Origin of the sequence: Synechococcus sp. M16CYN, assembly GCF_040371545.1 — a bacterium.
Lineage (GTDB): Bacteria > Cyanobacteriota > Cyanobacteriia > PCC-6307 > Cyanobiaceae > Parasynechococcus.
In genome coordinates this window covers 1,499,711-1,523,396 of sequence record NZ_AP029048.1, presented here as the reverse complement: position 1 = coordinate 1,523,396, position 23,686 = coordinate 1,499,711, and the positions used below count along the sequence as shown (strand labels likewise).

General features: G+C 42.4%; 23 protein-coding genes. 10 read left to right on the top strand and 13 right to left on the bottom strand.

Features of this window, described 5'->3' with window-relative positions:
* Positions 1-56 precede the first annotated feature (56 nt).
* Positions 57-233, bottom strand: a complete 177-nt coding sequence (locus tag ABWV55_RS07285) for a hypothetical protein (protein WP_353291444.1) — start codon at positions 231-233, stop codon at positions 57-59.
* Between the two features lie 190 nt (positions 234-423).
* Here ABWV55_RS07285 and ABWV55_RS07280 point away from each other — a divergent pair, with 190 nt between their 5' ends.
* Positions 424-627 carry a hypothetical protein gene (locus tag ABWV55_RS07280; RefSeq protein WP_353291443.1) on the top strand — a complete coding sequence of 68 codons (204 nt, stop codon included), beginning with the start codon at positions 424-426 and terminating at the stop codon, positions 625-627.
* Between the two features lie 50 nt (positions 628-677).
* On the opposite strand, the gene ABWV55_RS07275 is transcribed toward ABWV55_RS07280, so the two are convergent.
* Positions 678-1,271: an alpha-ketoglutarate-dependent dioxygenase AlkB gene (locus tag ABWV55_RS07275; RefSeq protein WP_353291442.1), complete on the bottom strand. Its 594-nt coding sequence runs from the start codon at positions 1,269-1,271 to the stop codon at positions 678-680.
* Between the two features lie 59 nt (positions 1,272-1,330).
* Between ABWV55_RS07275 and ABWV55_RS07270 the strand changes: the two genes are divergently transcribed.
* A complete protein-coding gene (locus tag ABWV55_RS07270; RefSeq protein ID WP_353291441.1) occupies positions 1,331-1,660 on the top strand; it encodes a hypothetical protein in 330 nt (109 codons plus the stop codon).
* 50 nt (positions 1,661-1,710) lie between these two features.
* Here the strand turns inward: ABWV55_RS07270 and ABWV55_RS07265 are convergent, their stop codons facing one another.
* From ABWV55_RS07265 to ABWV55_RS07250, 4 genes are all read right to left on the bottom strand, one after another.
* Entirely contained in the window at positions 1,711-2,604 is an 894-nt protein-coding gene (locus tag ABWV55_RS07265) for a homoserine O-succinyltransferase (RefSeq protein ID WP_353291440.1), read from the bottom strand.
* A gap of 24 nt (positions 2,605-2,628) precedes the next feature.
* Positions 2,629-3,954 carry an O-acetylhomoserine aminocarboxypropyltransferase/cysteine synthase gene (locus ABWV55_RS07260; protein ID WP_353291439.1) on the bottom strand — a complete coding sequence of 442 codons (1,326 nt, stop codon included), beginning with the start codon at positions 3,952-3,954 and terminating at the stop codon, positions 2,629-2,631.
* A gap of 40 nt (positions 3,955-3,994) precedes the next feature.
* Positions 3,995-4,663: a hypothetical protein gene (locus tag ABWV55_RS07255; RefSeq protein ID WP_353291438.1), complete on the bottom strand. Its 669-nt coding sequence runs from the start codon at positions 4,661-4,663 to the stop codon at positions 3,995-3,997.
* Positions 4,664-5,142: 479 nt separating this feature from the next.
* Positions 5,143-6,657 carry a hypothetical protein gene (locus tag ABWV55_RS07250; protein ID WP_353291437.1) on the bottom strand — a complete coding sequence of 505 codons (1,515 nt, stop codon included), beginning with the start codon at positions 6,655-6,657 and terminating at the stop codon, positions 5,143-5,145.
* Between ABWV55_RS07250 and ABWV55_RS07245 the strand changes: the two genes are divergently transcribed.
* Positions 6,656-6,865, top strand: coding sequence for a hypothetical protein (locus tag ABWV55_RS07245; RefSeq protein WP_353291436.1), 210 nt, complete (start codon positions 6,656-6,658; stop codon positions 6,863-6,865). The genes ABWV55_RS07250 and ABWV55_RS07245 overlap by 2 nt on opposite strands.
* 882 nt (positions 6,866-7,747) lie before the next feature.
* Here the strand turns inward: ABWV55_RS07245 and ABWV55_RS07240 are convergent.
* Entirely contained in the window at positions 7,748-9,058 is a 1,311-nt protein-coding gene (locus ABWV55_RS07240) for a Rieske 2Fe-2S domain-containing protein (protein WP_353291435.1), read from the bottom strand.
* A 95-nt stretch (positions 9,059-9,153) separates the two neighbouring features.
* Between ABWV55_RS07240 and stpA the strand changes: the two genes are divergently transcribed.
* From stpA to ABWV55_RS07220, 4 genes are all read left to right on the top strand, one after another.
* Positions 9,154-10,392: a glucosylglycerol 3-phosphatase gene (gene stpA, locus ABWV55_RS07235; protein WP_353292674.1), complete on the top strand. Its 1,239-nt coding sequence runs from the start codon at positions 9,154-9,156 to the stop codon at positions 10,390-10,392.
* A 930-nt stretch (positions 10,393-11,322) separates the two neighbouring features.
* Positions 11,323-12,267: an arsenosugar biosynthesis radical SAM (seleno)protein ArsS gene (gene arsS, locus ABWV55_RS07230; protein WP_353291434.1), complete on the top strand. Its 945-nt coding sequence runs from the start codon at positions 11,323-11,325 to the stop codon at positions 12,265-12,267.
* A gap of 161 nt (positions 12,268-12,428) precedes the next feature.
* Positions 12,429-12,563 (top strand): hypothetical protein, encoded by a 135-nt coding sequence (locus ABWV55_RS07225; protein ID WP_353291433.1) that lies wholly within the window; start codon positions 12,429-12,431, stop codon positions 12,561-12,563.
* 3 nt (positions 12,564-12,566) lie between these two features.
* Complete coding sequence (locus ABWV55_RS07220; RefSeq protein WP_353291432.1) at positions 12,567-12,962, top strand: hypothetical protein; 396 nt, start codon at positions 12,567-12,569, stop codon at positions 12,960-12,962.
* An 11-nt stretch (positions 12,963-12,973) separates the two neighbouring features.
* Here the strand turns inward: ABWV55_RS07220 and ABWV55_RS07215 are convergent, their stop codons facing one another.
* From ABWV55_RS07215 to ABWV55_RS07200, 4 genes are all read right to left on the bottom strand, one after another.
* Positions 12,974-13,429 carry a Fur family transcriptional regulator gene (locus ABWV55_RS07215; protein ID WP_353291431.1) on the bottom strand — a complete coding sequence of 152 codons (456 nt, stop codon included), beginning with the start codon at positions 13,427-13,429 and terminating at the stop codon, positions 12,974-12,976.
* A gap of 495 nt (positions 13,430-13,924) precedes the next feature.
* Positions 13,925-14,176, bottom strand: coding sequence for a hypothetical protein (locus ABWV55_RS07210; protein WP_353291430.1), 252 nt, complete (start codon positions 14,174-14,176; stop codon positions 13,925-13,927).
* A 509-nt stretch (positions 14,177-14,685) separates the two neighbouring features.
* Positions 14,686-14,856: a hypothetical protein gene (locus ABWV55_RS07205; RefSeq protein WP_353291429.1), complete on the bottom strand. Its 171-nt coding sequence runs from the start codon at positions 14,854-14,856 to the stop codon at positions 14,686-14,688.
* 46 nt (positions 14,857-14,902) lie between these two features.
* Positions 14,903-15,088 (bottom strand): hypothetical protein, encoded by a 186-nt coding sequence (locus ABWV55_RS07200; protein ID WP_353291428.1) that lies wholly within the window; start codon positions 15,086-15,088, stop codon positions 14,903-14,905.
* A 7-nt stretch (positions 15,089-15,095) separates the two neighbouring features.
* Between ABWV55_RS07200 and ABWV55_RS07195 the strand changes: the two genes are divergently transcribed.
* Positions 15,096-15,323 carry a hypothetical protein gene (locus ABWV55_RS07195; RefSeq protein WP_353291427.1) on the top strand — a complete coding sequence of 76 codons (228 nt, stop codon included), beginning with the start codon at positions 15,096-15,098 and terminating at the stop codon, positions 15,321-15,323.
* Positions 15,324-16,525: 1,202 nt separating this feature from the next.
* Entirely contained in the window at positions 16,526-17,347 is an 822-nt protein-coding gene (locus ABWV55_RS07190) for a hypothetical protein (RefSeq protein ID WP_353291426.1), read from the top strand.
* Between the two features lie 177 nt (positions 17,348-17,524).
* On the opposite strand, the gene ABWV55_RS07185 is transcribed toward ABWV55_RS07190, so the two are convergent.
* On the bottom strand, positions 17,525-18,451 hold the full coding sequence (locus ABWV55_RS07185) for a histone deacetylase (protein ID WP_353291425.1): 927 nt from the start codon (positions 18,449-18,451) through the stop codon (positions 17,525-17,527).
* A gap of 1,425 nt (positions 18,452-19,876) precedes the next feature.
* On the opposite strand from ABWV55_RS07185, the gene ABWV55_RS07180 reads away from it, so the two are divergent.
* Positions 19,877-20,035 carry a hypothetical protein gene (locus ABWV55_RS07180; protein ID WP_353291424.1) on the top strand — a complete coding sequence of 53 codons (159 nt, stop codon included), beginning with the start codon at positions 19,877-19,879 and terminating at the stop codon, positions 20,033-20,035.
* Between the two features lie 749 nt (positions 20,036-20,784).
* Here the strand turns inward: ABWV55_RS07180 and ABWV55_RS07175 are convergent.
* Positions 20,785-21,153, bottom strand: a complete 369-nt coding sequence (locus ABWV55_RS07175) for an AbrB family transcriptional regulator (RefSeq protein WP_353291423.1) — start codon at positions 21,151-21,153, stop codon at positions 20,785-20,787.
* Between the last annotated feature and the right edge of the window lie 2,533 nt (positions 21,154-23,686).

Below are 23,686 nucleotides of genomic sequence, written 5' to 3'. Positions count from 1 at the left end.
TCTCAATTATTTCAGAATAATAGAAGTGCTTGCAAAGCTTTGTGCATTATAGGAAACTAGAACTCTGGATCTATCGAAGACCAACTAATCTTGCGTTTGATTTCGAGTCGACTTTGTTCTGCACCAAAAGTCGAAACATTAGCTTGCTTGGCGCAGCTATGGAGATATTCGAAACTTTCGAAGAATTGTATAAGGTATGCACGCTTACGTAAACCATTGCTGTTTCGGAACATCAGAAGCATTCACAGACTATCAATGTACCGTATACAGTGTTTGTTCTACACTTTCCACCTAAATTGTTTCTCTATTTACTGATCAATTTTTTGGTTAAAGTAGAACATAATCTAAGCCTAGTGGGAGATTTGATTATCCCTTTAGTGCGTTCTAGTGTACCTATCAGCGTGATGAGGCTTTTGTCGAGAAGTGGCCTCAATGCGGAAGTATATTAAGCCCGCTAGCATTGCAGCATTGGTTGTGTTCAGAGATTGTTGCCTAGTAGTTGGCAATCTGATTGTTTTTGGTTCTCTTCCCTCTTTTCGTGGCTGGGTAACTGTATTGCTGACAACCGCTTACTTAGAAGTACCAATAGCTCCTGCTTTTTACCTTACTGCTCTGAGGCGCTCATAATCACTGACAATATTATTTTGAGGTTTCGTGCCTTAGGTGATCTTTTGAGTTCAACGCTTTTGAAAGTAACGGCGGAAAGTAAGATTGATTCGGGCTGTTTTTACTTTTCGGCGTTGGGGCACACTATGTATCCACCTTTGCTGGCAACCAGGATGCATGATTAACAAGTCACCGTTCGCGAGCGGAATGCTTTTCTGCTGAGTTGGATCGGCCCGATATTTGAGTCGAAAGTCTCGGGTGGATCCTAAGGAAAGTGAGGCGATAGGTTGAGTCTGGTCAATCTCAGTTTCGTTATCGGTGTGCCAGCCCATATGATCATTGCCGTGGCGATAAAGATTCAGCAGACAGCCGTTAAATGAGGTCCGGCAAACATAGCTTACCTGCTCTACTAGTGGTATACACCAATCAGGCCATCCTTCGCCAATATGAACTAAGCCACTGTAGCGATAGCGTAATCCTAACTGCGCGAGAAAAACTGTTTGACGTGGCACGATATGATATTTGCCATACACCTGCACGATCGGTTGTTGCCAACAAATGTTGTAGCGTAGAAGCTGTTGCCATTTTCTTGCTTCGTTTACTGAAAGCCAACCCGGAAGAAGTGACCAATCTGGCCTAGGAGCAAGGATGCTGGCTGAGTCCATTCATAACTTCGGATGACAAGGTTGGCCTTTGAGTCAAACACTCTTATACATTCATCTATATGGGAACACGCGTTAGTCGGGATGAGTTTCTAAAACGTGCTCAGCAGCGTTTTGGAAATCAGTACAGTTATGACTCTGTAATTTGGCGGAGTTACAAGAGTCCTGTCAAGATCTATTGCAGACATCATCCAGTAGAGGAAATCAACATCACACCTGAAAAGCATCTTCAGACTCTTGGTGGTTGCCGTCATTGCCTTAAAGCAAGACGGGTGATGTCTTTGGAGCGTGAATTAGATCGCAAATCCGCTGATCGGCCCGCCTCAAAATTAGTTTCACAAACCCGTTCGGTAGACAAAGCTTCATTCTCTCCTACTAGTTGTGATTGCTGAGTCGGTTCAATAGATAACTTTGAGCATCAGATTAGGACTCGTTAATCTCACTAATAGATTAAGGATACGCGCTGGTAGCAGAACCACAACCATTGTTGGAACAAAAGATTACGGTGAGAACGCCAAAGAGTTTGAGTGTGGTCCGGATCAAAATTCTCAGGAAGTGAGACATCACCCCTAGCCTGATCCCGCTCCATTTCGCTAATAATCCGCCCAACGTTGTACTCGGGATGACCAAGGTGCATCAGTTGCCGCTGGTCGGGCGTTTCGAAGATCGTGTAGCCCACTTTTTCGCCATGAGCTAAAAGGCGTAAGCGACCTTGGCGCTGGGCTGATTCCATGGCTGAATCCAATAAACCTGCATGGCGACTTTGCGGGCAAACAAACTTATCGTCCTGGGTTCCCATCAAGGGGTGGCCAGGCACCAAACTCCGCATTGGGTAGATCCCGAATAGTTTGTTGTCAAATGAGACTTTGTCTACACCTGCCAGGCAGGCCAAGGCAAAACCTGCCCAGCAAAGACCCAGTGTGCTGGCGCAGCTATGTCGAGCTTCCCCAATGAGCTTGGTGAGCTCCTTCCAATAGCTCACTTGTTCAAACGGTAGATGTTCTACAGGTGCGCCGGTGATTATCAAGCCATCTAGAGGCCCTTGGGATAATGCTTCGTCCCATGAGACATAGAGCTGATTTAAGTGATCCTGGTCCCAACTTTTATAAGCATGAGAAGTCAAACGGATCCATATCGGTTCTATCTGCAGCACAGATAACCCCAGGGGGTGCAATAGGTTGAATTCATACTGCTTTCCCAGAGGCATAATGTTGAGTATGCCAATACGAAGCGGGCGGATGTCTTGGAGCTCAGCCTGTTTGGCTTCGATCCAGGAGATCCTGTTATGTTCGACCGCTGGGATTTTGTGATAACCCCGAGGAAGAATGAGCGCCATGGATCTCTAATCGATGTCAATAAGTCAGCTGAGGTTCGCGAAGGCCTGTTTGAAGTCGGCCTTGATATCATCGATGTGTTCGATACCAACCGACACCCGGACCATGGTGGGAGTTACGCCTGCTGAGGCTTGCTCCTCTTTGCTCAACTGTTGGTGAGTGGTAGAAGCTGGATGAATAACGAGGGTTTTAGCGTCTCCAACATTGGCCAGATGGCTGGCGAGCTTTAGGCTGTTAATGAATTGCACAGCGTCGTCAAAGCCACCCTTCAAAGAGAACATCAACATGCAGCCCATACCGCGACCGGTGAGGTACTTTTTAGCGGCCTCGTGATATGGGTCACTTGGGAGACCGGGATAGCTGACGTGAGCAACTTTGGGATGCTCGTTCAACCAGTTAGCCATAGACATGGCGTTCTCGGTGTGGCGCTCAACACGAAGGCTGAGGGTTTCAAGCCCCTGAAGAAGCATGAAACTGTTGAAGGGACTAATCGCTGGCCCCCAGTCACGGAGGCACTCCACGCGTGCTCGCAAGGCGAAAGCCACGTTGCGGTCGGCGGGCAGCCCAAGCATCTGGCAGATGTTGCTGCCGAAGCCAAAGGAATCCCAATGCACGAAACCATGATACGCCGCACTCGGCTGACTCATTAAGGGAAATTTGCCGTTGCCCCAATTAAAGGTTCCCGCATCCACAATCACTCCACCCAGGCTAGTGCCGTGGCCACCAATCCATTTGGTTGCACTTTCCACCACCACATTAGCACCATGTTCAATTGGTCGTAGGAGGGCACCTGCGGCACCAAGGGTGTTATCTACAATTAACGGAATCCCACATGCTTTGGCAAGGGCAGACAAGCCTTCGAAATCAGGAATGTTGAAACGGGGATTTCCCATCGCTTCGACATAAATAGCCTTGGTTTTGTCGTCGATTTGCGAGGCGAAGCTATCAATTTCATCGCCATCAGCGAAACGAACGTCGATGCCGAATCGGGGAAACTGGACTTTGAACTGGTTGTAAGTACCGCCATATAAGTAGGATGTGGAAACAAAGTTGTCTCCTGCTTGCATACAATTAGTAATGGCTAAGAGCTGAGCCGATTGGCCTGAAGCGGTCGCCACTGCGGCTACGCCCCCTTCCAGGGCTGCAACTCTTTTTTCCAAAACATCCGTTGTAGGGTTCATTAAACGGGTGTAAATATTCCCAAACTCCTTAAGCCCAAACAAATCAGCCCCGTGCTCAGCATCATTGAAGACATAAGAGCTGGTTTGGTAAATAGGAACTGCTCTGGAGTTGGTGGCAATATCAGGTGAATGACCTGCGTGGAGCTGAAGGGTCTCGAAACGCTGGGACATCAGACCAGATCGATGAGCAATGATCTAGTTCTAGTCGTCCCTAGAAGTCTGACATCGCAGGTTTATCGGTTCCTGCTAGGGAAGGAAAGGTATCGCGAATCAGACTGTGGATCTCGTGGTGCGCTTTATGACGGAAGACCTCGACGTTATCAATGTTCAGCACAGGATACGTGTGATCATTGGCGTCTACATCGCGTAAGTGCTTCCATCGATTGTTTTCTTTTGCTTTTAGCTCATTGAGTGCAGCTTGAAAGTCATAGATTCTGACTTTGCCAAAGGCAGCTGCTTGAGTAGCCAAGGCTTCACGGATTGGACAGAGGGCTCTTGCCTTAAGAGTGTCTGGCAGTCCCAGTACCGGCTCGTAGTAGTCGAGGATGCGTAGCTCGGACTCCAGCAGTACAGGCCAAGCACCTCTCTCGCCGGCCTTTAACCGCATTTCAATTTCAGCAGTCATCATGGCACCGCATTGGAAACGTAGCCAGCCGTAATAGCTCTTGTCTTTGAGCAGCTTTCTAGCGGCAGATCGCCCGGACAAGATTTTGGGCAGAGCGTTCTCTGCTTTGCGTAAAAACAAGCGGTCTTCCCGCTCAAGATTCATTGCTCCCCAGCGCTGCCGATATTCCCAGAGTTCGATGTATCGTGCAACGTCAAGCTTAGTCCAGCCGAGACTTTTCAGTTCATCACCGCGGTGGGAAGTTTCCTTGGGCACTTGCTGAAAGTGTCGAGCCTAAACCCAGGTTAGACGTCGGCGCCCAATGCGTTGATCGGTGAATAGCTAAACTTATTTTTACAGAGATTTGAAAGAACGATAAACTTGAGGAAGCTGTACGCTACCCCATAAGAAAAGGTGTAGGTCGTTGTTTGCAGCTCCAGAGCAAGAAGGTGATTGTATGTACGAATCAATTTATTTTAGGCGTATGGTTGCAAGTTGCCGCACATCTGAGCTTTGATAGCAGTGATGCCAGACGCTGTTTCATTCGCCAGTCCACTCTGCCAAAACCTAGGAACTAAGCATTACGTAGATCAGGATTGATTAAAGATTGTTGTGCTGAGGCTCTTAGCTAGGATGAAGGTGATCGGCGATGGTTTTGAGACCGTCGATCATTGGTAGTTGCAAGGGCCTCAATTCAGTAACCCCGCCTGCATCCATTCATCAAGATTCCTTCTGATGAATGGATGCAGGCGTCACTAACTGTCCATCTGACTTTCAATGACATCCATCAGCTGCAAATAGGCAGGCACACCAGCTTCGTTAACTTCATCCAGTGTGACCTCGCTACCCATGGCTTGGCGGGCTTGGTCAGCGATCACAGCATTCACAACCAGGTCGAGTGCTTCAGGTACCTCTAAGTTTTGTAGTGCTTCCCCGTAGCGTCGACTGTGGCTAGGCCGTACTGACTCCTGGCAGTAACTAGAAAGTTCTCGGCTCTCTGTCATGACGTGGAAAGCTGTTTCCTTAACTCCGGGACGACCGTAGATGGCCATATACAGCAAATTCACCATAGATGCATCGTGCACTGGGATGGCATATTTACGCGCGATTTGTGGCCAGTAACGCAATGACTTCAATCCCTCGAGGCCACCTTTGCGCATGCCAGCTGCCTCACACCACTGCTTCAACTCTGTCATGGAATTGGGACAACGTCCCTCTTTACGCATATGTCTAGCAAGTACCTGACCTGCTTGAAAGTTTCGTGTGGGGCTTCCAGAGGCTGGCAGCATCATGCTGCCGCGAACATCAGCCACCATCGCCGTCAGTTGGCTGAATGTATGATCGCGCACCTCCTCGAAATAACCATCGCGCGCCAATGTAGCCTCAATTCGGGGCACAGCATAGCCAAGCTCGGTTAGGGGAATTGGTTGTCGATGGTAAAGCTTTTGTCGGTCCGGACGCACCATTGAAACAGTCGCGGCTTGATCCAAACATTGATCTAAAAGCAGAGTTAACAACGTGGGAAGCATGCCTGGATTGTCTTGATGGAAGGTGTAACCAAAACCGGCAAAGACTGAGGCCATGTTTTTAGCAGCTTTAATGTATTGCCCTTCGACGTTGTGGACTCCGGCAGCAACTTGGATATTAGGTGAAAGTTGATCTAGCAGCTGTGCGCCGAACATCGCTGTAAGAGCGTTGGGGTGACAAAAGTTGGCAGTAAAGCTGTCGAAAGGATTTCTAAGGGCACCATGGCGATGGAAACCTGAAAAGAAAGCCAGATTGGGCTGCTTCTCACACAACACATAAGCGCTATTGCTAATGGGATCGTGATTGAAAGAGCCAGCCAAGCATGCCAACACAACTTGTTGTCGATTCAGTTCCTCTCGCAACTGACAGGCTTCAAACAGGTCTTCCTCTACATGATTGCTATTGGCACTAAGCACTAACAGATCACAACGTCGAATCAGGTCTTCCAGTGTGTTGGGGATTCGATCGCTGCCTATGCGATGAGTACTCATGTCAAGCATGGTCTCCACATGACCAGGATCCATGTTTTTGATCGATTCCTTCGGGAAAGCCCCAAGTAACTCACGGCCTGGGCGCGGAGCCAAAAGCAACCGACCTGCTTCGTTCTGCATAGCGCAGTTGTAAGCAAGCGAAGCGGGATACAAGCCAACGCTATAGAAGCCCACCTTTCCTGCCACTAACTCCTGAACCCGATGTCGGATGGACTCTGCGTCTAGGCTCTGGTCGAAGAAGGAATTGCGCATGGCATTCAGCCTAAGCAGTGCCGTTCGTAAAACTGATCAGCTCCTGAACCATTTCGACGACGTTCATGTTGTGTATCGGCACCCGCACGCGGGTCTCTATGTACTGCTAGACCTCAATGAGAAAAGTATTAGCAGGAGGTTAGTGATCCCGATTCAAGGGGGAATCGGTACCATGAGTCCAACTACCTGTCTGCAGAGTCCTTACTAAAAGGCTATCCATGCTAGTAGACGGCACCCTTTAGGAGCTCGGTAAACAGCCATTGGCACTGTTCGAATTCGGAGCGGATCAACCTAATCTAACTGAACGCCATCTTAATGAGACCAGCACGCTTGTCTGGCAATCACTGGCATCTCAATGATTGTTCTCCCCGGGCGTGATGTTGGCTATCGTTTTGTTAGCGATCAGCAATTGATAAACGCAAATTTATACGGCTAATGGGAGAGCTCAATTATTGGTTTTCAGCTGATACCCGACCATCCCCGATGTCAGTTGTCAGTAGAAAGAGGCGGGTTGCACCATTCCCCTCGCTTGCCTATATCACTGTTCACAGGTCTTGATTTCCACAATTTACTGGCGCTCGCCCTGCGGTAAGGCGGGCGGTATGGATTGAGTTAAAAGTGTTGTAGTGATTTTCAAAATTTTGGATTCGATGTTATCGATTTGTTTGAAATCTACTGTTGGCTTACTGCTAACTTGTTGTAGTTTCGTGCGTCGAGCCCCCTCCTAATTAGGAGGGGGCTGCACTTGCCTAAACAAGCCAGTTGAAAGTCGATGCCAATTTTGAGATTGATCGAGACTTAATTCTTATAGCGAATGCAACAGTCGTACTAGAAGCTTCTTGGTCGGTTTCCGTGGTTTGCACATGTACATCCTTGGTAAGGACTCTAATAATTTGATTATTCAAGGACGGGTGCGTTTGTGTCGAGTATAATAAATGCTAATAAAGAGACCAAATTTTGTAATGACTTTGTTAAGATCTGAAGGATCGTGAAAGTCATCGGCTATCGCAGCCCGTAATACAGTGACGGTGAACATGGCTATCAAGGTAAGCGCTTATGGCGGAGCCATGTCATTACTCTTAATCGGCGGCTAATGGTTGCGGGGAGCTTTCCCACTTCCTGTTGTTAACCCCAGCTCCCATTTAAAGAGTTGACGCAGTGTAATCCCTGCTGTTACTGCTACAACAAGGCCAATTGCACTCCATTGATTTCCCTGACCGAGTCCTATGAGAGCCGAAGAACCCCAGAGAAATCCCCAGACCCACGGGCGAGTAGTGCGGATTCGCCTCAAAGCGGACGAACAGCTGATACAGATTTTGGTATGACTATGAAATCGATCCATTAGAGCAGTTGTTTGTTGGCGTTCGGGTAACGGTTTTCCAGCAAATGGTTCTCCGCCGTGACTATCGAGCCAGCGGTGTAGTGCTGTGACATAGACGTCAGCCGTATTGGGCATATAGAAAGCTCGTTCTGCGGCTGGACTGCCTCCAGCATTTTCCAAAGCTCGTTCTTGCCAGTGCAAAAATACTTGATCATCCTCGATTACTTTGTGGTTACCAATATGCTGGAGCCATCGAGGTCGTAAACCAATCAACACTCTTAGCGCAGCAGATTGGAACTGGAAGGGAAAGCGAGCAAATAAACGGCATTGGCCCCTCCGTATTGGTACCGCGTAGACAATCGTGAGGATGCGACCGAAGCCTTTCGCTGTAAGGTCATGCCACATCAGTTGTGGAGCTTGGAATCGGGTGGATTGGGAACCAAGTTTGCCCCTACGAGGACCCTCCTCCCAAAAGATATCGAAACCGTCCTTGTCTTCGCTAGTGATCGTTGCTTCTACCGGGGCGGCATTCTCTCGTTTACCGACAGTTTTGTGATGGGTAAACGGAATATGGCTCACATCCAGCACATTCTCAAGTAGCGTTACCGCATCCATAGGTAAATCGCGAAACGTATCTTGCACTGTCCAGCTGTTTGGATCCTCCTTTAAAATTGGCACTAGGGGTAACCGTTGTGGATTAGCAGTCTCAGGAGCTCCCATCCAGACAAATAACAGCCCCTGCCCCGTAGCGGCAGGAAGGCTGGTGCAGCGTGAGCGACGTGATTCTGATTTAGTGTTTTTCGCAGCTTGCGGGATCGAACGACAATGACCTTGCCCGTCAAAGCTCCAGCCGTGATAAGGGCATTCCAGGAATCCGTTGCTATTAATTCTCCCTTCGCTGAGGGGTACCAGTCTGTGTGGGCAGATATCAGGGAATACCCGCCAACGGCTTACCTCACCCGAAGTATCCCACCAGATTACTAAGTCTCGTTCCAGCAGCGTGAATCGGTTGGGTTTTGAACGATTCAGATCCTGGAGATAGGCGATCGGCCACCACTGTTCAGTCCAGGTGGGGTGCATTTGCATTCACCAACATTTCAAGTCAGTCATGACCGCGTTCTCTTTGGTTCGATGCGTCAAGCATGAGAGGGTGGCGCCTCGATGAAGCCATGATCATGCAACGCCTCAGCTCTCATCAACTGCTTCAGGAGCTCCGCGGTGTCAAAGATCTGTTGATTGTACAAGACCTTGATGGGGTTTGTATGCAGCTGGTTCAGGATCCGCTCAACCGGCGTATAGACGCATCTTATGTGACTGCGGCGGCTCAATTCGGGGATAGTTTCGCAGTACTGACCAATGGCGAACATGAGGGGCGCCGGGGCGTTAATCGAGTTGTGGAACAAGCGCTTGGTAACGATTTGCACCCAGCGCGTAATGGTTTGTACTTACCCGGACTGGCAGCCGGTGGTGTTCAACTGCAAAATCGTTATGGACAAGTGAGCAATCCGGGCGTGAGTGAAGCCGAGATAGCATTTTTAACAGCAGCTCCACATCGTATGGAGGAGCTGCTGAGGAGAGGTTTATCTTACCTTCTCCCTGAATTTTCACCGGATCAGTTGACCCAATTGGCCCATACCGCTGTGCTCGATACTCAGATGTCCCCTACCGTGAACCTCAACGGTGTGTTTGCACAGATCCCTGATGATGTAGTACGGCAGCAAGCATTACAGGGTTTGCTTCAGCAATTGATGGGAGAGCTATTGACAGAAGCGGTACAGCAAGGTCTGGCGGGCTCATTCTTTTTGCATGTGGCCCCTAACCTTGGATGTGATGCCGATGGCTTGGAACGACTAAAGCCAGCGGTTGCCGGTGATGTAGGAACCACGGATATCCAATTCATGCTTAGCGGTTCACTCAAAGAGGCTGGTTTGCTGGTTCTGCTCAATCAATACATGGCCTGTCACTATGGGGAGGTTCCTTTTGGTGAGGAATTCAATGTGCGCATTGCGCCAAATAACCAAACCGATTTGCTAAAGCTTGTGCAAGATCGGATCCCAGCAGAACGGATGCCTTTGCTGGTAGGGGTTGGTGACACCGTCACCTCTAACCGTGCTGACGATGATTCTGGTTGGTTGCGTGGAGGAAGTGATCGTGGCTTTCTTACCCTGCTTCAAACATTGGGGACTTGGAGTGGACGAGCCAACCGGGTGGTGCTTGTGGATAGCAGCCATGGTGAAGTGGATCGCCCCAGCCTCAGTCATCCATTCCTAGCTGGAATAACCGATGCGAACGACCCCTTACAATTGAATGTGTTAATGCTTGGTGGCCCAGATCAATACATCACCTGGTTCCAGCAACTGGCGAAGGTGCATTCCTCTACTATTGCGAATAAATCACAGTCTGGATTGAATTGATTACTGACGCTAAATTATTTACTATCACATCAAGTAATTCTGACACAATCTTTATTCGCAGACTTACATTTCAGTCTGAGTTAGGGCGAAATCACCCTCTTTAGTCAGTTAACCTGGCTAATTTTGCTCACTAGGGACAATTGATTCGCTATGGACACGGCGTCTGTAAGTACTCCAACCTTTGCTTAACTAATCTAGACAGCGGTTCGTATCACTCCGAAATCCTCGATGCAGGCAAAGACTAGATCACTGTATCTACGACCTAAAGCATCTCCCTGGTCAGATCTTAACCGGGCTCGTCCTGCTACTAGAACGCAGTTGTTTCTCCTCTAAACTGCATTGAAAATTAAGGGAGGTTATTGCACTATCATCATATCTAAGGGAATAGGATGGAGCAATCGAGGCTTCCATTTCCTTTAATTTCTGTAAAACTCTGCCTATAAACTATCGCAGGTTTACAATGACGCTATTATAAGTGTGCCACCGGAAACTTAGCGCGCCCAAGATTTTGTTTTTTAGCGATCGTATAAAAACTTTATTGAGGCCACAATAGTGCACTCTTTGACTGCGACATCGGCGAAATTGTCTGAAACGGCTCAGCATTATCTAGCTAGATTTACGCGTGTCCATTAGGTGCAACTCATCACCCATCAGTTCAGATATCAGACTTAGAATCGATGGAGGAAATCGGCGCAAGTCAGACAAGGTATCCTAATGCATCCAGTATGGGGGACTACTCAAACCCGAAACAAGATCAAGATGGCTTTATTACGAGGATTTCCTTAAACCTGTTTTGTATCCGGTAACTTCGTCCACACCAAGATAACTCAAGCGATTGATTGTTAATGCTGCTTGCAACTGGAATGATCTAAGGTTTCGATTATCAACTCGGTCTGAAAAGATCAGAAGATCCCGTTGGAGTGTGTCACATTGACCCTCAACTCTGTACTGTTTCCCGCACTGCGACGAAGCAGATTAACCACGCTTCAGGTCAACTTGGGCTATCGCTGCAACCAGAGCTGCGCTCATTGTCACGTCAACGCAGGCCCGACTCGGACTGAAATGATGGCTATAGAACTGTTGGAACTCATCCCTTTAGCGTTGAAGCGGCACCAAATCAAATATTTGGACCTCACCGGAGGTGCGCCAGAACTACATCCTGGATTCCGCCAGCTTGTACTTCAGGCTCGCACCGCAGGGGTGGCGGTAATTGATCGATGCAACCTCACCATTCTGAGTGAACCGGGTCAAGAAAACCTCGCCGATTTTCTAGCAGAACACAATGTAACCATTATGGCCTCACTGCCCTGTCACACTGCCGGCAACGTTGACCGCCAACGTGGCAGCGGCGTGTTTGAGCGGAGCATTAGCGGCCTGCGTCAGCTCAATTCCCTCGGCTATGGGGACGGTGATCCGTTGCGATCTCTCAATCTCGTATATAACCCGCCGGGTGCGACGCTTCCTGCCCCGCAAGCAGCCCTAGAGGCTGATTACAAAAGAGAGTTGGCTCGATTTGGTATTCGGTTTGATCGATTGCTCACCCTGGTCAATATGCCTATCCAGCGGTTTGCTCGCCAGCTGGAACTTAGCGATAGTCTGGAGGAGTACTGGCGCGTGCTCGAAAAGGCTTACAACCCAGCCAACCTTGAAGCTGTCATGTGTCGACATCTCCTCAGTATCGACTGGGAAGGTTGGCTATACGACTGCGATTTTAACCAGCAACTAAGTTTGCCTCGGCCAGGCTTGATTCGTCACCTCCGTGACCTCGTCAATTCCGACGCCGATTTTAGCGATGACCCGATTCATACGGGCCGCCATTGTTTTGGATGCACGGCCGGCTCTGGCTCAAGCTGCGGGGGAGCTCTTCAGGTTTGATTCAGATCTGCTCGGGCATGATAGAGGGGGCTTTGATGTCAAGTGTACTCATGATTTTTGTTCGACTAATGATTGGCGCAGTGGATCTAATACTCTTGAGAGCCACTACTAACCCTCAACACAAGATCAGCCCAAGTGGGTCACGCTAGTCCGAGTGAGCCATGTTTAGAGCTGAAGCGGAGGCCAGAACCGCTATTCCCGACTTTGGCTGCGGGGGTACTCAAGGTGCTTACCGCATGAGTGACATATGGATGGTTTGCAGAAGGCACGATGTCACTCATGGTCAGGAACGTTGATCTATGGCTGTGGGTCGTGATTGCGACAGTCGTCTAAAGCGAATTGCCATCGGCGTAGCTCCGATGGGAACCATCGCCATTGGTATTGTGCCGATGGGAGTAATTTCTATTGGTGTTGTGCCGATGGGCGTTGTTTCTGTTGGTGTCGTTGCCATGGGTGTGTTTAATGCTGCGATTGTGGGGATGGGATTAATTGCAGTGGGTGTGAACACAATGGGGGTTTTCACTGCCGGACCGATGAGCATGGGTTTGATCCAAATCCACTCCACCACAAACCCCCGCTCTCTCGCGTATCCATCGCGGGATCAAGCTGAGGAACAAGCTCGCAAACTTGGCTGCCAAGGCGTCCATCGTATGGGACACGACTATTGGATGCCTTGCAATGAACATACGCAATAAGCTCTGAGGATTCAGGTTTGACAATCACTGCAGATCGCCCGGACGTTCAGGCTTGATTCGATTAACTTAAAGCCGAATTCGCGAGCAGCCTCGGCTCCTGCTTCGAGCACACGATCATTTTCGAATTCTTCAGTAAGTCCACAGCGAATGCAAACTACATGATGGTGTTTCCTGTGGTCATCAACAGACAACTCAAAGCGGCGTCCCCCTTCACTCAGTTCCAGTTCCTGCAGGAAATCCATATCGGCAAGAAGTCGCAAGGTACGGTAAACCGTGGCGAGAGAAACCTTGAGTTTTAGATCAACGAGTTGCTGATGCACTTCTTCAGCACTGAGGTGACAGCCAGAACCACGCCGCTCGAATAATTCGAGTACACGTTTGCGTTGGAGAGTTAAACGCCGACCGTCTTGATGCAACCCATTCTCCAAAGATCCGTCGTCAGTAGTAGGCGCTGAGGACAGCGACACCCGGGTTTGAACAGCTGTTCTCAATAGTAATCACTAATGAGAGGAAAAATCATATTTGCGTCCAAAATTCAACGTTTACCCTTTTTGACGCGCTGAACCTGTTTAAAGAGGACATTGAAGAGGCGTCTCATCATTGGCTATACTCTCCCTTGAGAGACCTTAAGTCATACGTTGAAAACTACGGTAATTCATTATGATCCTTGGTAGACGTTTGATGTCTTAGCCTCCAGTGAAAATCTAGATTAAGTTAGGCGCTCATTGGGACACATTGCTTTTTTAGCTAATGGTTTTAGGAAAATGCAGCAACCAGCTTTGGACTAAACTGACCGATAATTCCTAATCGGAACTGTCGAAAACGACTATTACCGCATGAATTGAATATTCTTAATTATTGGTTCATTAATTGGTCATGAATAATTAGATAAAAAAGATGACGCCGCTGATTAATCTGAGCTTATCGAGGCTATTCGTGTTGATCTAAAGCTTGATTAAGCCTTATTCCATGACCTGCTGTGACTCTCGGAATGCTTTGAGCTTGTCCATATCTTTGTCCTGATCGATAGTATAGTCGGTAAGAATTAATGCTTTACCAATTGTACCAAGGGCGTATTCGATGCGATCCAAATGGCGCTGACCTACATCATCTCTTCGCGCCGCCCTAATCACATCTGGTTGTAGTCGATCAGCCAGGAGTTCGATTGCTTCGGCAATTAAACCAGCTTCAATAAGGTAGCTGTTTTTATTCATTGATCTGAGCCGTATAAGCAATCTTATCTTTACAGGTTTTTCCAATCCTTGGGCATTTGGTCGTTGCTTGGCGAGTTAGATGTTGCAGAAGAGAGATGGTGTCTCATGTGAAAACTAATAATTACTATGGCGTTGAAAGTAAAGTCAGGAGCAACCTATTTTCTTATTTTACAGAGAGACATCGCTTAATGGAGCTTTCAAGCTACCAGGCCAGTAAAATCTATTGGATATTGGAAGCAAGGTAGTTAGCTGACCTACATGGAACGACTGCAAATGCCATTTTTCTATGTTATGGAAGCCATAGTCGTTTATCCAAACTTAAAGGTGGGGAAATAACACCCCCAAAAAAGGCTATTTCTGAAAAGATGCAGCCATGGATGAAGTTACAACTATCAAACTTTCGATTGGAGATCAATTAGTCGCAATCAGTACTACGTTTCTTGCTTAGTATTTATAGCCATAGCTAGACAATAAGGACCCGCCCCGAACAGATTAGGCTTCAGCTCCTGCTACCGGCGCGTTTGCTCGACCGGCTTCATAGTGTGCTGGTTGGCCAGGAGACTTTCTTTATCCTTCGTTGCAACTATACCAAAAGTGACTAGCTCAGTCAGAGGGAGGTCAGTGATTCGTGCATGGGGATTAGACCAGACACAGAAACAAGCTCCAACGACTCTGTGCATTTCTGCAAATCGTTGTACCGATTTTGAAAGAAATATGACATCCCTATCAATTCAGACTGTGCAATGGGTACTGGTCTTCTGTGTTATCGGTTATACGCAGCCAGGAGGAAGAACGCTTTCGCAACAACAGAGGAGGATTCGACAGGTTCCAATGGTTACTTTTGTCGTTCTCCCTAAGTAACAAGGCATATCGACAGTAGATGTTCTTAAGCAGGGAGGCAGAGGCTTGCATCTTCCAGATGGGAACAGCATTTGGGCCGTGGAGTTGCACCGCAACGGAACTCAGCTTGTTAGCTGGAATACCGCGAACGGGACCGCTCAGCAGTAAGAGGTTGATCTCATGTGGAGCCCGGGCAATGCTGTTCCGTTACCCGCTGGAATCTATCGCCTCGGACCGCCAGAAATCTGGGGCAGTGACCTATGATTCGATCTTTAGCCTTATTTTGAGGATACTCGCAGCGTTCTAGACATTCATCGATATTACCCAAGCACCGGTTGTATTTGTATACCTAATCGTTCCGATATTAAGGACCTTGCTTATTAAGTTAAGTTGCCTGGAGTCAATGAGTTAATTGTTGTCAATCAAGCGCCTTAGAATGCTCTTATATAAGACGAAGTAATTTTTCTTATAGAATTATTCACTTTATTAAGATATATAACTTACCTTAAGCTAGTTTAAACTAATTAGGTTTTAGTAGCTAATTCTAAGTACTTAAATAAAGAAATAAACCTCTAACTTTGTTGATTAATTTTTAATCTTGACTTCTATTATCTTGTCAATATTTGTAGAATAAGACAACTAATAAAAATTAAATAATAAGAAAAAATAAGCTCATTATACAATACTAAGTGATTAAAATAGTTAAGTATATTTCTATGCATTAACTATACCTTTTCTTCCAAAAAGTTTTTTTTAAAGTATAACTATACCTTATCAAATATTCTTATCAACTTTAGACTTATATAAATTAAATAATTAAACACACAATAGTTTTAATTATAGAGATACTAATAATAAAAATATTAAAAATTGAAATACTTTACAAGCAAAATATAGAAGATAATTTTTGCTCAAATAAAATCTACTTTATTTAAACATCAAATCTGTTTTAATTGTATGAGTAATACAAAAAATAGTTGTTCAAAACACCAACTTTTAGCTGTTAGAAATACTTAAGGTTATTTTTACAGAATTATTGATACGAGTTTTGAGATCAATAAAAAATACTTTGCAAACATTGCATAGATAGATTTTTAATGTTTATTACTATATAAGAAAATGAATATTTTACCTACTCAGTCTGAGATTGAGTAGCTATTTATCATAACTAATCCAGCATTATTGCTGGTCAGGAGTGATTTAAAGATCACTAATTTATTTCATTAGATGTATGTTACGTGTTAAATAGCTATGTTCGTGAGTGTTAAAATCTAGAGATTTAAAATTTCCTATATGTTTTAGATGCTAAAAATACTAGATATAATCCCATGCTTTATGGCTTTGATTAAGATGAATGTCTGGACGATTATTGGTTTTATCTTGGCAATATATTCTGTTATTGCAAACGATTCTTTACAGACGCTAGGACCTTTTCTTTTTTCTTGTAAGGCTCGTATTCCTAAGATAACACAAATAATTTTCCTTTGTAGTATCACTATTTTAGTCTTAATGGGGGGATGGATCTTGAATGATGGTGATCCGGCATGGGGACGGCTCAGTGTGCCAGGTCAGGACTTTCCTATGCCCGAAGTCTTTACCTGGGTTTACATCTTGCCGCCCTTAGCGATACTGGTGCTCACCCAATGGGGATTTCCTGTTAGTACTTCGTTTTTGATGTTATCTACCTTTCAATTTAGTAATATTTTAGAATTGATTCAAATCTCTTTAACTGGATATATCCTAGCTTTTGGCATTGGCCTTGGGACATATAGTTTTAGTCTATGGATGCTGGAATGGTGGGTATTTTATTCTTCTCAGAATGGCCAAGTTGTCGGATTTGTATGGGTTGTTTGGCAATGGCTTGGTACTGGATTTCTATGGAGTATGTGGCTAATACAAGACCTGGCCAGTGTGTTTGTCTTTCTGCCTCGTGAACTTGACTTAGTTCCTATGGTTACATGCAGCTTACTGCTTTGCCTAAGACTTAGTTTGTTAATCGTTACTGATGGCAGCCCAGTTCATGCATTACTTCGTTTAAAGACCAATACCTTTGACGTGCGTTCAGTGATAATGATAGATCTTTTGTTCGGGTTATGTTTGCTATGTATGGCGTCTTTATCAACGTTTCCCCTTAGTACCACGTGGGTTTTCTTAGGCTTAATTGGCGGCCGTGAGATTGCTTTACGAATCAATCAGCAACAGTATGATTCAAACCTTATAAACCCTGAGGGTGGCTGTTTTATTCAGGCTGTTGGTGGTGATTTGTGCAAAGCTGGTACTGGTCTACTCCTAAGCATATTGATTGCTTTAAGCCTGCAGTTATTGATTTGATTATGAGGTATCTGCAAATATCACTAAATATTCATAATTGACTAGTATTAGTCCAGCTGCGAAACACTAAGACACAAGTAAGAACTTTGCTGTTGCTTGTCAAAAGACATGAATTAGAATTATCGGGCTACGAAAGAAGTGTTCTCTACACTGCTAGGCCATTTAGGATGAAGACCGCTATGGGGTTATACCCAAACCGAAGAGGCGCGCCTGCTCTCTTGCAACGCGAAATATGATGGCGTGACGTTTTACTAAAGGACCCAACGTATCGTAGCCGCCACCAATAACAGTTGCTACGGGGATCTGACGTCGTAGACATGCATCAAGAACTAAGCGGTCTCTCATTAGTAGCCCGTGATTGCTGAGATTGAGGCGGCCAAGTCGATCATCCCGATGGGGGTCAACACCAGCATTGAAAAGCACTAACTGTGGACAACGTTCATCCAGCACCTCGGGTAGACGATCTCCGATAGCAGCGAGATACAACGCATCATCGGTTCTATCGGGTAGGGGAATGTCAATATCGCTACCCACCTTTTGTAAGGGAAAGTTGTTGGTAGCATGAACTGAAAAGGTAGTGACGCGCTCCTCATCCTGAAAACAAGCTGCGGATCCATCTCCCTGATGGACATCGAGATCAACTATCAGGATCCTTTCCACCTCCTTGTTGTGAAGAAGGACGCGGGCTGTCACAGCACAGTCGTTGAAGATGCAGAAACCACTACCAAATTCTGGATGAGCATGGTGTGTTCCACCAGCTAGGTGACATGCCAGACCATGCTGCAAAGCCAGGCGAGCAGTCAATAAAGTTCCTCCCACGGCAAGCCATGTACGTTGGATAAGGCCAGATGTTGTGGGTAGCCCAATACGACGTCGCTCTGGACGTGTCAGTTGGTCACGACTGAACGCTTCGTGATAGTTTTGGGGATGGAGGCGTTCAAGATCACGACGGGCTATGCTTATGGGAAGGTGAATCTGCTTTGGTTCAATCAACCCTTGCTCCAACAGAAAGTTATGCAATAGCTTGAACTTAGCCATTGGAAAACGATGGGTACTTGGTAGTTCTGCGGAATAACGAGGGTGATAGACAACAGGGCAACTCACGGCTTCGGCAATTGCCTCTCAAGCTCACAGAGACCAATGATCGCTAACGTTCGGTCTAATCGGAGTTAAATCATTTAGGCTGACACAAAAAGGTTCGCAAACGAGACCAGAAACCCCCAACCCATATAGAAAGAATCGTAAACTCTATAGAGATTAAGGACTGTTATCGATAAGATCTGGCAAATATAGCGATATTGTAACCTTGAGCACAAGGTTTTTATCCTTATACTTATAATATAAGAATTCTAAAAATTTTGATTTACTACTATAATAACCACGTCAAACCAGTCTTATCGGATTTGCTAGACCATTCTCTAACAGAAAGAAATAGCTCTCTAATCTTAACTAAAAATTATTAAACTAATTTTATATTTAAAAGTACCAGTAAATAGCTGGGTTGTTTTTGAAAATATTAGGATCATTGTATTAATGGTTTTATATAAATCTTAACTAATATAAATATTACTTATATTGAACAAAAGTAATGCAGGTAGAAGTCTCTGAAGAGCTAAATAGAATTACTTAGCTAAACTGAAATTAGAATATAAGCATATGTTTAATCTAATTGTAAAAATAGTAACTTCTATCTAGGTTGCTATTGTCATTAGCAGACAGGCTGCAGTTAAAAGCTCTCTAATTCTAAAAGAGTTGATAAATCCTAATTAGGGGGGGGGGGTTAAGAACTATCAAGAATTTTAAATATATACAAAATTAGCATGTTGTAATTCTATACTTTGTTTTGTTATTAATTAATTATAATATAGACGTTTATACTAACTTAGTAGATACTTGCTACATAAAAATTTAAGCTATTATTAAGTCAATATCCTTATTAATTATTCTAAGTATGTAGTAATTTTTACACCTAACAGCAATAAAAATCTTAGTAATTTAATTCAAAAGTAATAAGCTCTAAATTTTTAGATTAGTGTTCACAGCTAACCCCAGATAAAACAAATATCCTCAAAACATATGCTTGTTTCTATTATAATTCAATATATCGTCTACAATATATTGAGTTTTTGCTTTACAAATTCTACAAATGTCTAATTCTATGCTTCGCTAGTTCCGACAAGTTTGTACTTATATGGTTTGCTTTGACTAAAGATTATTATTAAGAGTAATGTTACTCAACCTTAGGATCAAAGCAACATTTTATTCTTTCTTTAGAAACTAAATTATAAAGTTCAATTTATACTTTACATTTATTTTATCCCCGATAAGATTATTTATCATCAACCACTACATGATAATAAGGCGTTACCATGCCTAGCATGGATGAAAGTCTGCTTTCGAGGTGATTCAAATTCCAAGATCTCTTAATATTACTATAGTAAATAGGAATTCTTTATTCATCCTAATTATTTTGGATAAAAAATCTAAAGTTTAGTTGCTAATGCTGTTATTTGCAGTCAACATGAAAGCATGAAGCAACCTTCCTTTTTTAAAAAAATTGGTACTCATCTTCTTGGCCTAGTGGATGAATACTGGGCAATAAGACGGCCCTGGCACTATGGAAATCGCAATCCCGAGTGTAAGCTGGAATTTGAGGAAGACAGGTACCGCTCGGATGATGCAGTGTAATAATTGTAAGTTATCACAACCCAATTATAATTGGGTTAGCTTTGATGAATGAGCACACGCTTAATTTTAAGCTATATGACATTAAGTACTTGCAGCTTAAACTAATATTTTTACCTAATTTTTTATGCAAGCTAATAAAGCCATCTTGTTGTAGTAGATTTTAAGGATTGTTATTTTATTCTTAGTAAATTGTTCCTAATTGTCCTGCCGTTAGTATTTTACTATTTGGACATTAATGTTTGCAGTAATAAACAATATATACTAATGAATCAAATTTATTGAGCATTAGCTAAATTTATGTTTTTTAGATATTTTTTGTTTACTTTATAATAAATAGACTAAGCTATTAATTGTAACATCAATTATCTGATAAATTACTTGAAATAAAATCAACAAAAATAGATTTAAAATGCATTTATATGCGCATATTTTACCTAAATTTTTCATGACTTAGTATAAAAAGTGAATAGAATATATAAAATTAATTAGTTTAACTCTGAATTGAGTAGTTTATCCAGTTAACATTTTTATAATCCTGGAACATCTAAGTAAAGCCTTTATATTGGTTATTTCATTAACTCAGATATATAGCAAGTACAAAATTTATGTTTACTTAATAACTGATTTATTGAAATATTTTGTCAAAATCTAATAAAACTGGAAAAAATATTTTTGAAAAACTCTTCTAACTATGTTAGAAGAGTTTCAAATTTGTGATAATTTCTCATTTTTCATGATTATCTGTTAATTTAGTCTTCATCTTCCTCAACACCAACAGGAATCAAACGAATTGCTTTCTTGCCCAACTTAATTGTGAATTCAGCACCTGGTTCTAAATCTAACATGGCAGTATAAGCTTTACCAACAAGAAGATTGCCATTGCCCTGAACTTTAGCTGTGTAACTCAGCTTACGACCACCTTTGCCAATACCAGCACCGCCGCCTGTCGCTAGACTAACACCCTTGGCTTCCAGAAGCGCTTCGTAAAAAGCGGTGAAATTTAGACGATCACCACCATCTTTTTTAGTAGAAACGTAACCACAAGCCTTGACTAAGTCGGATTTGGACACATCGCCAAGCTCCTTCACCTTTGCCAGCAGATCAGAACCAGTCAGCATTGATTGTATCAACCAGATACTTGATTAATAACTCACTAGTCCCCACGTTGTCAATCAACCTAATCGCTTTTTGCCTCTGACTTGCTTTTGCATTGTCATTTGTTTATCTCAATAATATTGAACTTTTTCCCGTAAATTTTTTTATTTTTGAGCGATAAGCTAATAGATAGATTTCCTAATTACTCTGATTCTCTATTCATTGTTGGTCAATTTTCTAGTCATTTACCTAAACTTAACAAGTAATCAATCGTAAGAAAAGGAACAGACTTTTTATTTATATTAAAATTAATTTTGTTCTTATATGTATTATAGTTTGTAACTAACAGCCATTAATTGTTATTTATTGATTTGAACTGGTTAAGTCTTTAAATTTTGTAATAGCTTTCTATTTAGTTATTTTTATCTAATTAACTATAACTTTATAGGCTAATTATGAGCACAAAAATTATCATTGCAAAATAACAAAAATTATTGTTGCAATAGTTATTAATGGCAATAAACTTATTTTTGTCTAATAAAAATTTGTTGAAACAAAAATATGGATACAAAATATAAACCGATCTAAATTGATGAAAATATTGTCAGTTAAAATAATATCTCGAAAAACTACACCAAAATTTATTCTGCACACCGCTAATCTAGATCTAAAAAATTACTAGCCTCTACTATTCTTATATATATTAAGACCTTTCAATCTTGGTAGACTACGAATGCAAGTAAATGACTTTGCGTTATCTATGCTATAAGTCAAATAATTAAAAAGTTTGTTGTTTTATTAAAAAGTCAAGGTAAAGCAAAATCTTTTTACAAAGATACTATGATCTTGTTAAGATACAATTTATTAATCAATAAATAAAGTGTACTATTATTTAATTATATAGAGCTAAAACCAGATCTTAATAGTGTGATAGTAATACATTTTCCTACGATAATTGAACAGATGACATAAAACAGTTAAATACATTTATTCAGAGTTAAATTTCTTAAAAATTGATGGAAGTAATTTTTTCGTTGGTTTGCACTTCTTAAGTGATATTAAGTTTATTTATCTTGTTATAAACAAGAAACGTTAATAACTCAGTACTCATTCTGTAGTTATTAAAGTAAAAAACTAGGTCAGAAGAAAGAACTAAGAATTAAACTTCTAAAAACTAGAGTAACGCTAGCTTGTAATAATTAACAGTTATTTAAAATAATAATATCACACTTAACTAACCCTTCTGCATCTTGCTCAGAAATAGTGACCTAAATGCATTCGGCTGATTAAATTTTAACTTTTATGCTAACAAAGCTTTTCATAATAATATCATTTTATAGATTCTTATTCTTTTAGAATTTATCCGCTAAGTTAAAGTAATCTTTTGTGCTTTTCATTTTAAGTATTTTAACGGTTAATCTTTATATTGTAATTTGATTAGATAATCAAAATAACTAAATTTAATGTAATAAACTTTATAGCATAAAAGCTATTCTGCTCAGAACTTTCACTAATCTCAGTTCATGTTTGGTATATGAAAGTAAAAGTAACTTTAGTTTATAAAACTTTTAACTTGGATAACTATTAGATTGCTAATATTATCTACACTAGTGGTAATACCTTAAGCTTCAAGGTATCTATGCTACTTCAAATTACTAAAATTAACTATAGTACAGTATAGTTAATTTTAGTAATTTGATTATTCATATCATTTTAAGCTAATAAATTTTTTAAACTACAAATACAAAAATAATCTATTTTATAATTAAAAATTTATATAACTTAAATTATAGTGAGATTAACCAAAAAGTTCTGATGTCGAAGTGTTGTAGCCGAAATAAAATATTTTATGTGCAAACAAATAAGCATTCAATGAAACATAAGTAAACAAGGTTCTTTTAGCAATCTCTTTAAAAAATGAAAACTTTTTCTAAAATCTATTATTAATCATTAAGATATTGATTGAAGTCTTAGTATACTCTGTACGAATAAATGAATCTATAAAGATTGTTTTATTAGATACGTAGTCTACGTAAATGTATAATTAAATTAAAGCTCTTATCTAAATCACTTAGCAATTATAATGGTTTAACCTATGTCGTTGGTAACTTGTAGACTGAGCATTATTAAAATCTAACCTTCTTTAGTTAAAGAGCGTCTTAGCCAGTTAAAATTAATCTGCTGCCTAGTTATGTAAAATCAACACTTTTTATATGACAAGTTTGAAATAGCTATTAATTCAATTATGATTTAGTTTCCATCCTATAATCAAAAGAATCACAATTATCTACTCCTGGTTAAAATTCTCAAATCCTGGTAACTGCAAGTAGACGAGGGTGCGAATATTGTTAGTTTAAACAAGCTCACGAGCCTATTAAAACAAATCATGCTTAGTATCTATACTCTATTAGTAAAGTACCTGTATTGAGTATATCGCTTAAGAAAAGTGAAATGGTTTTTTAATGAAATTCTAAAGCATAACTCTATCAATCAAGTGATAGCTTTTAATACTTTTAGATCCTGTTTAGTAGTTAGTCTTTAAAAACTAAAAATGCC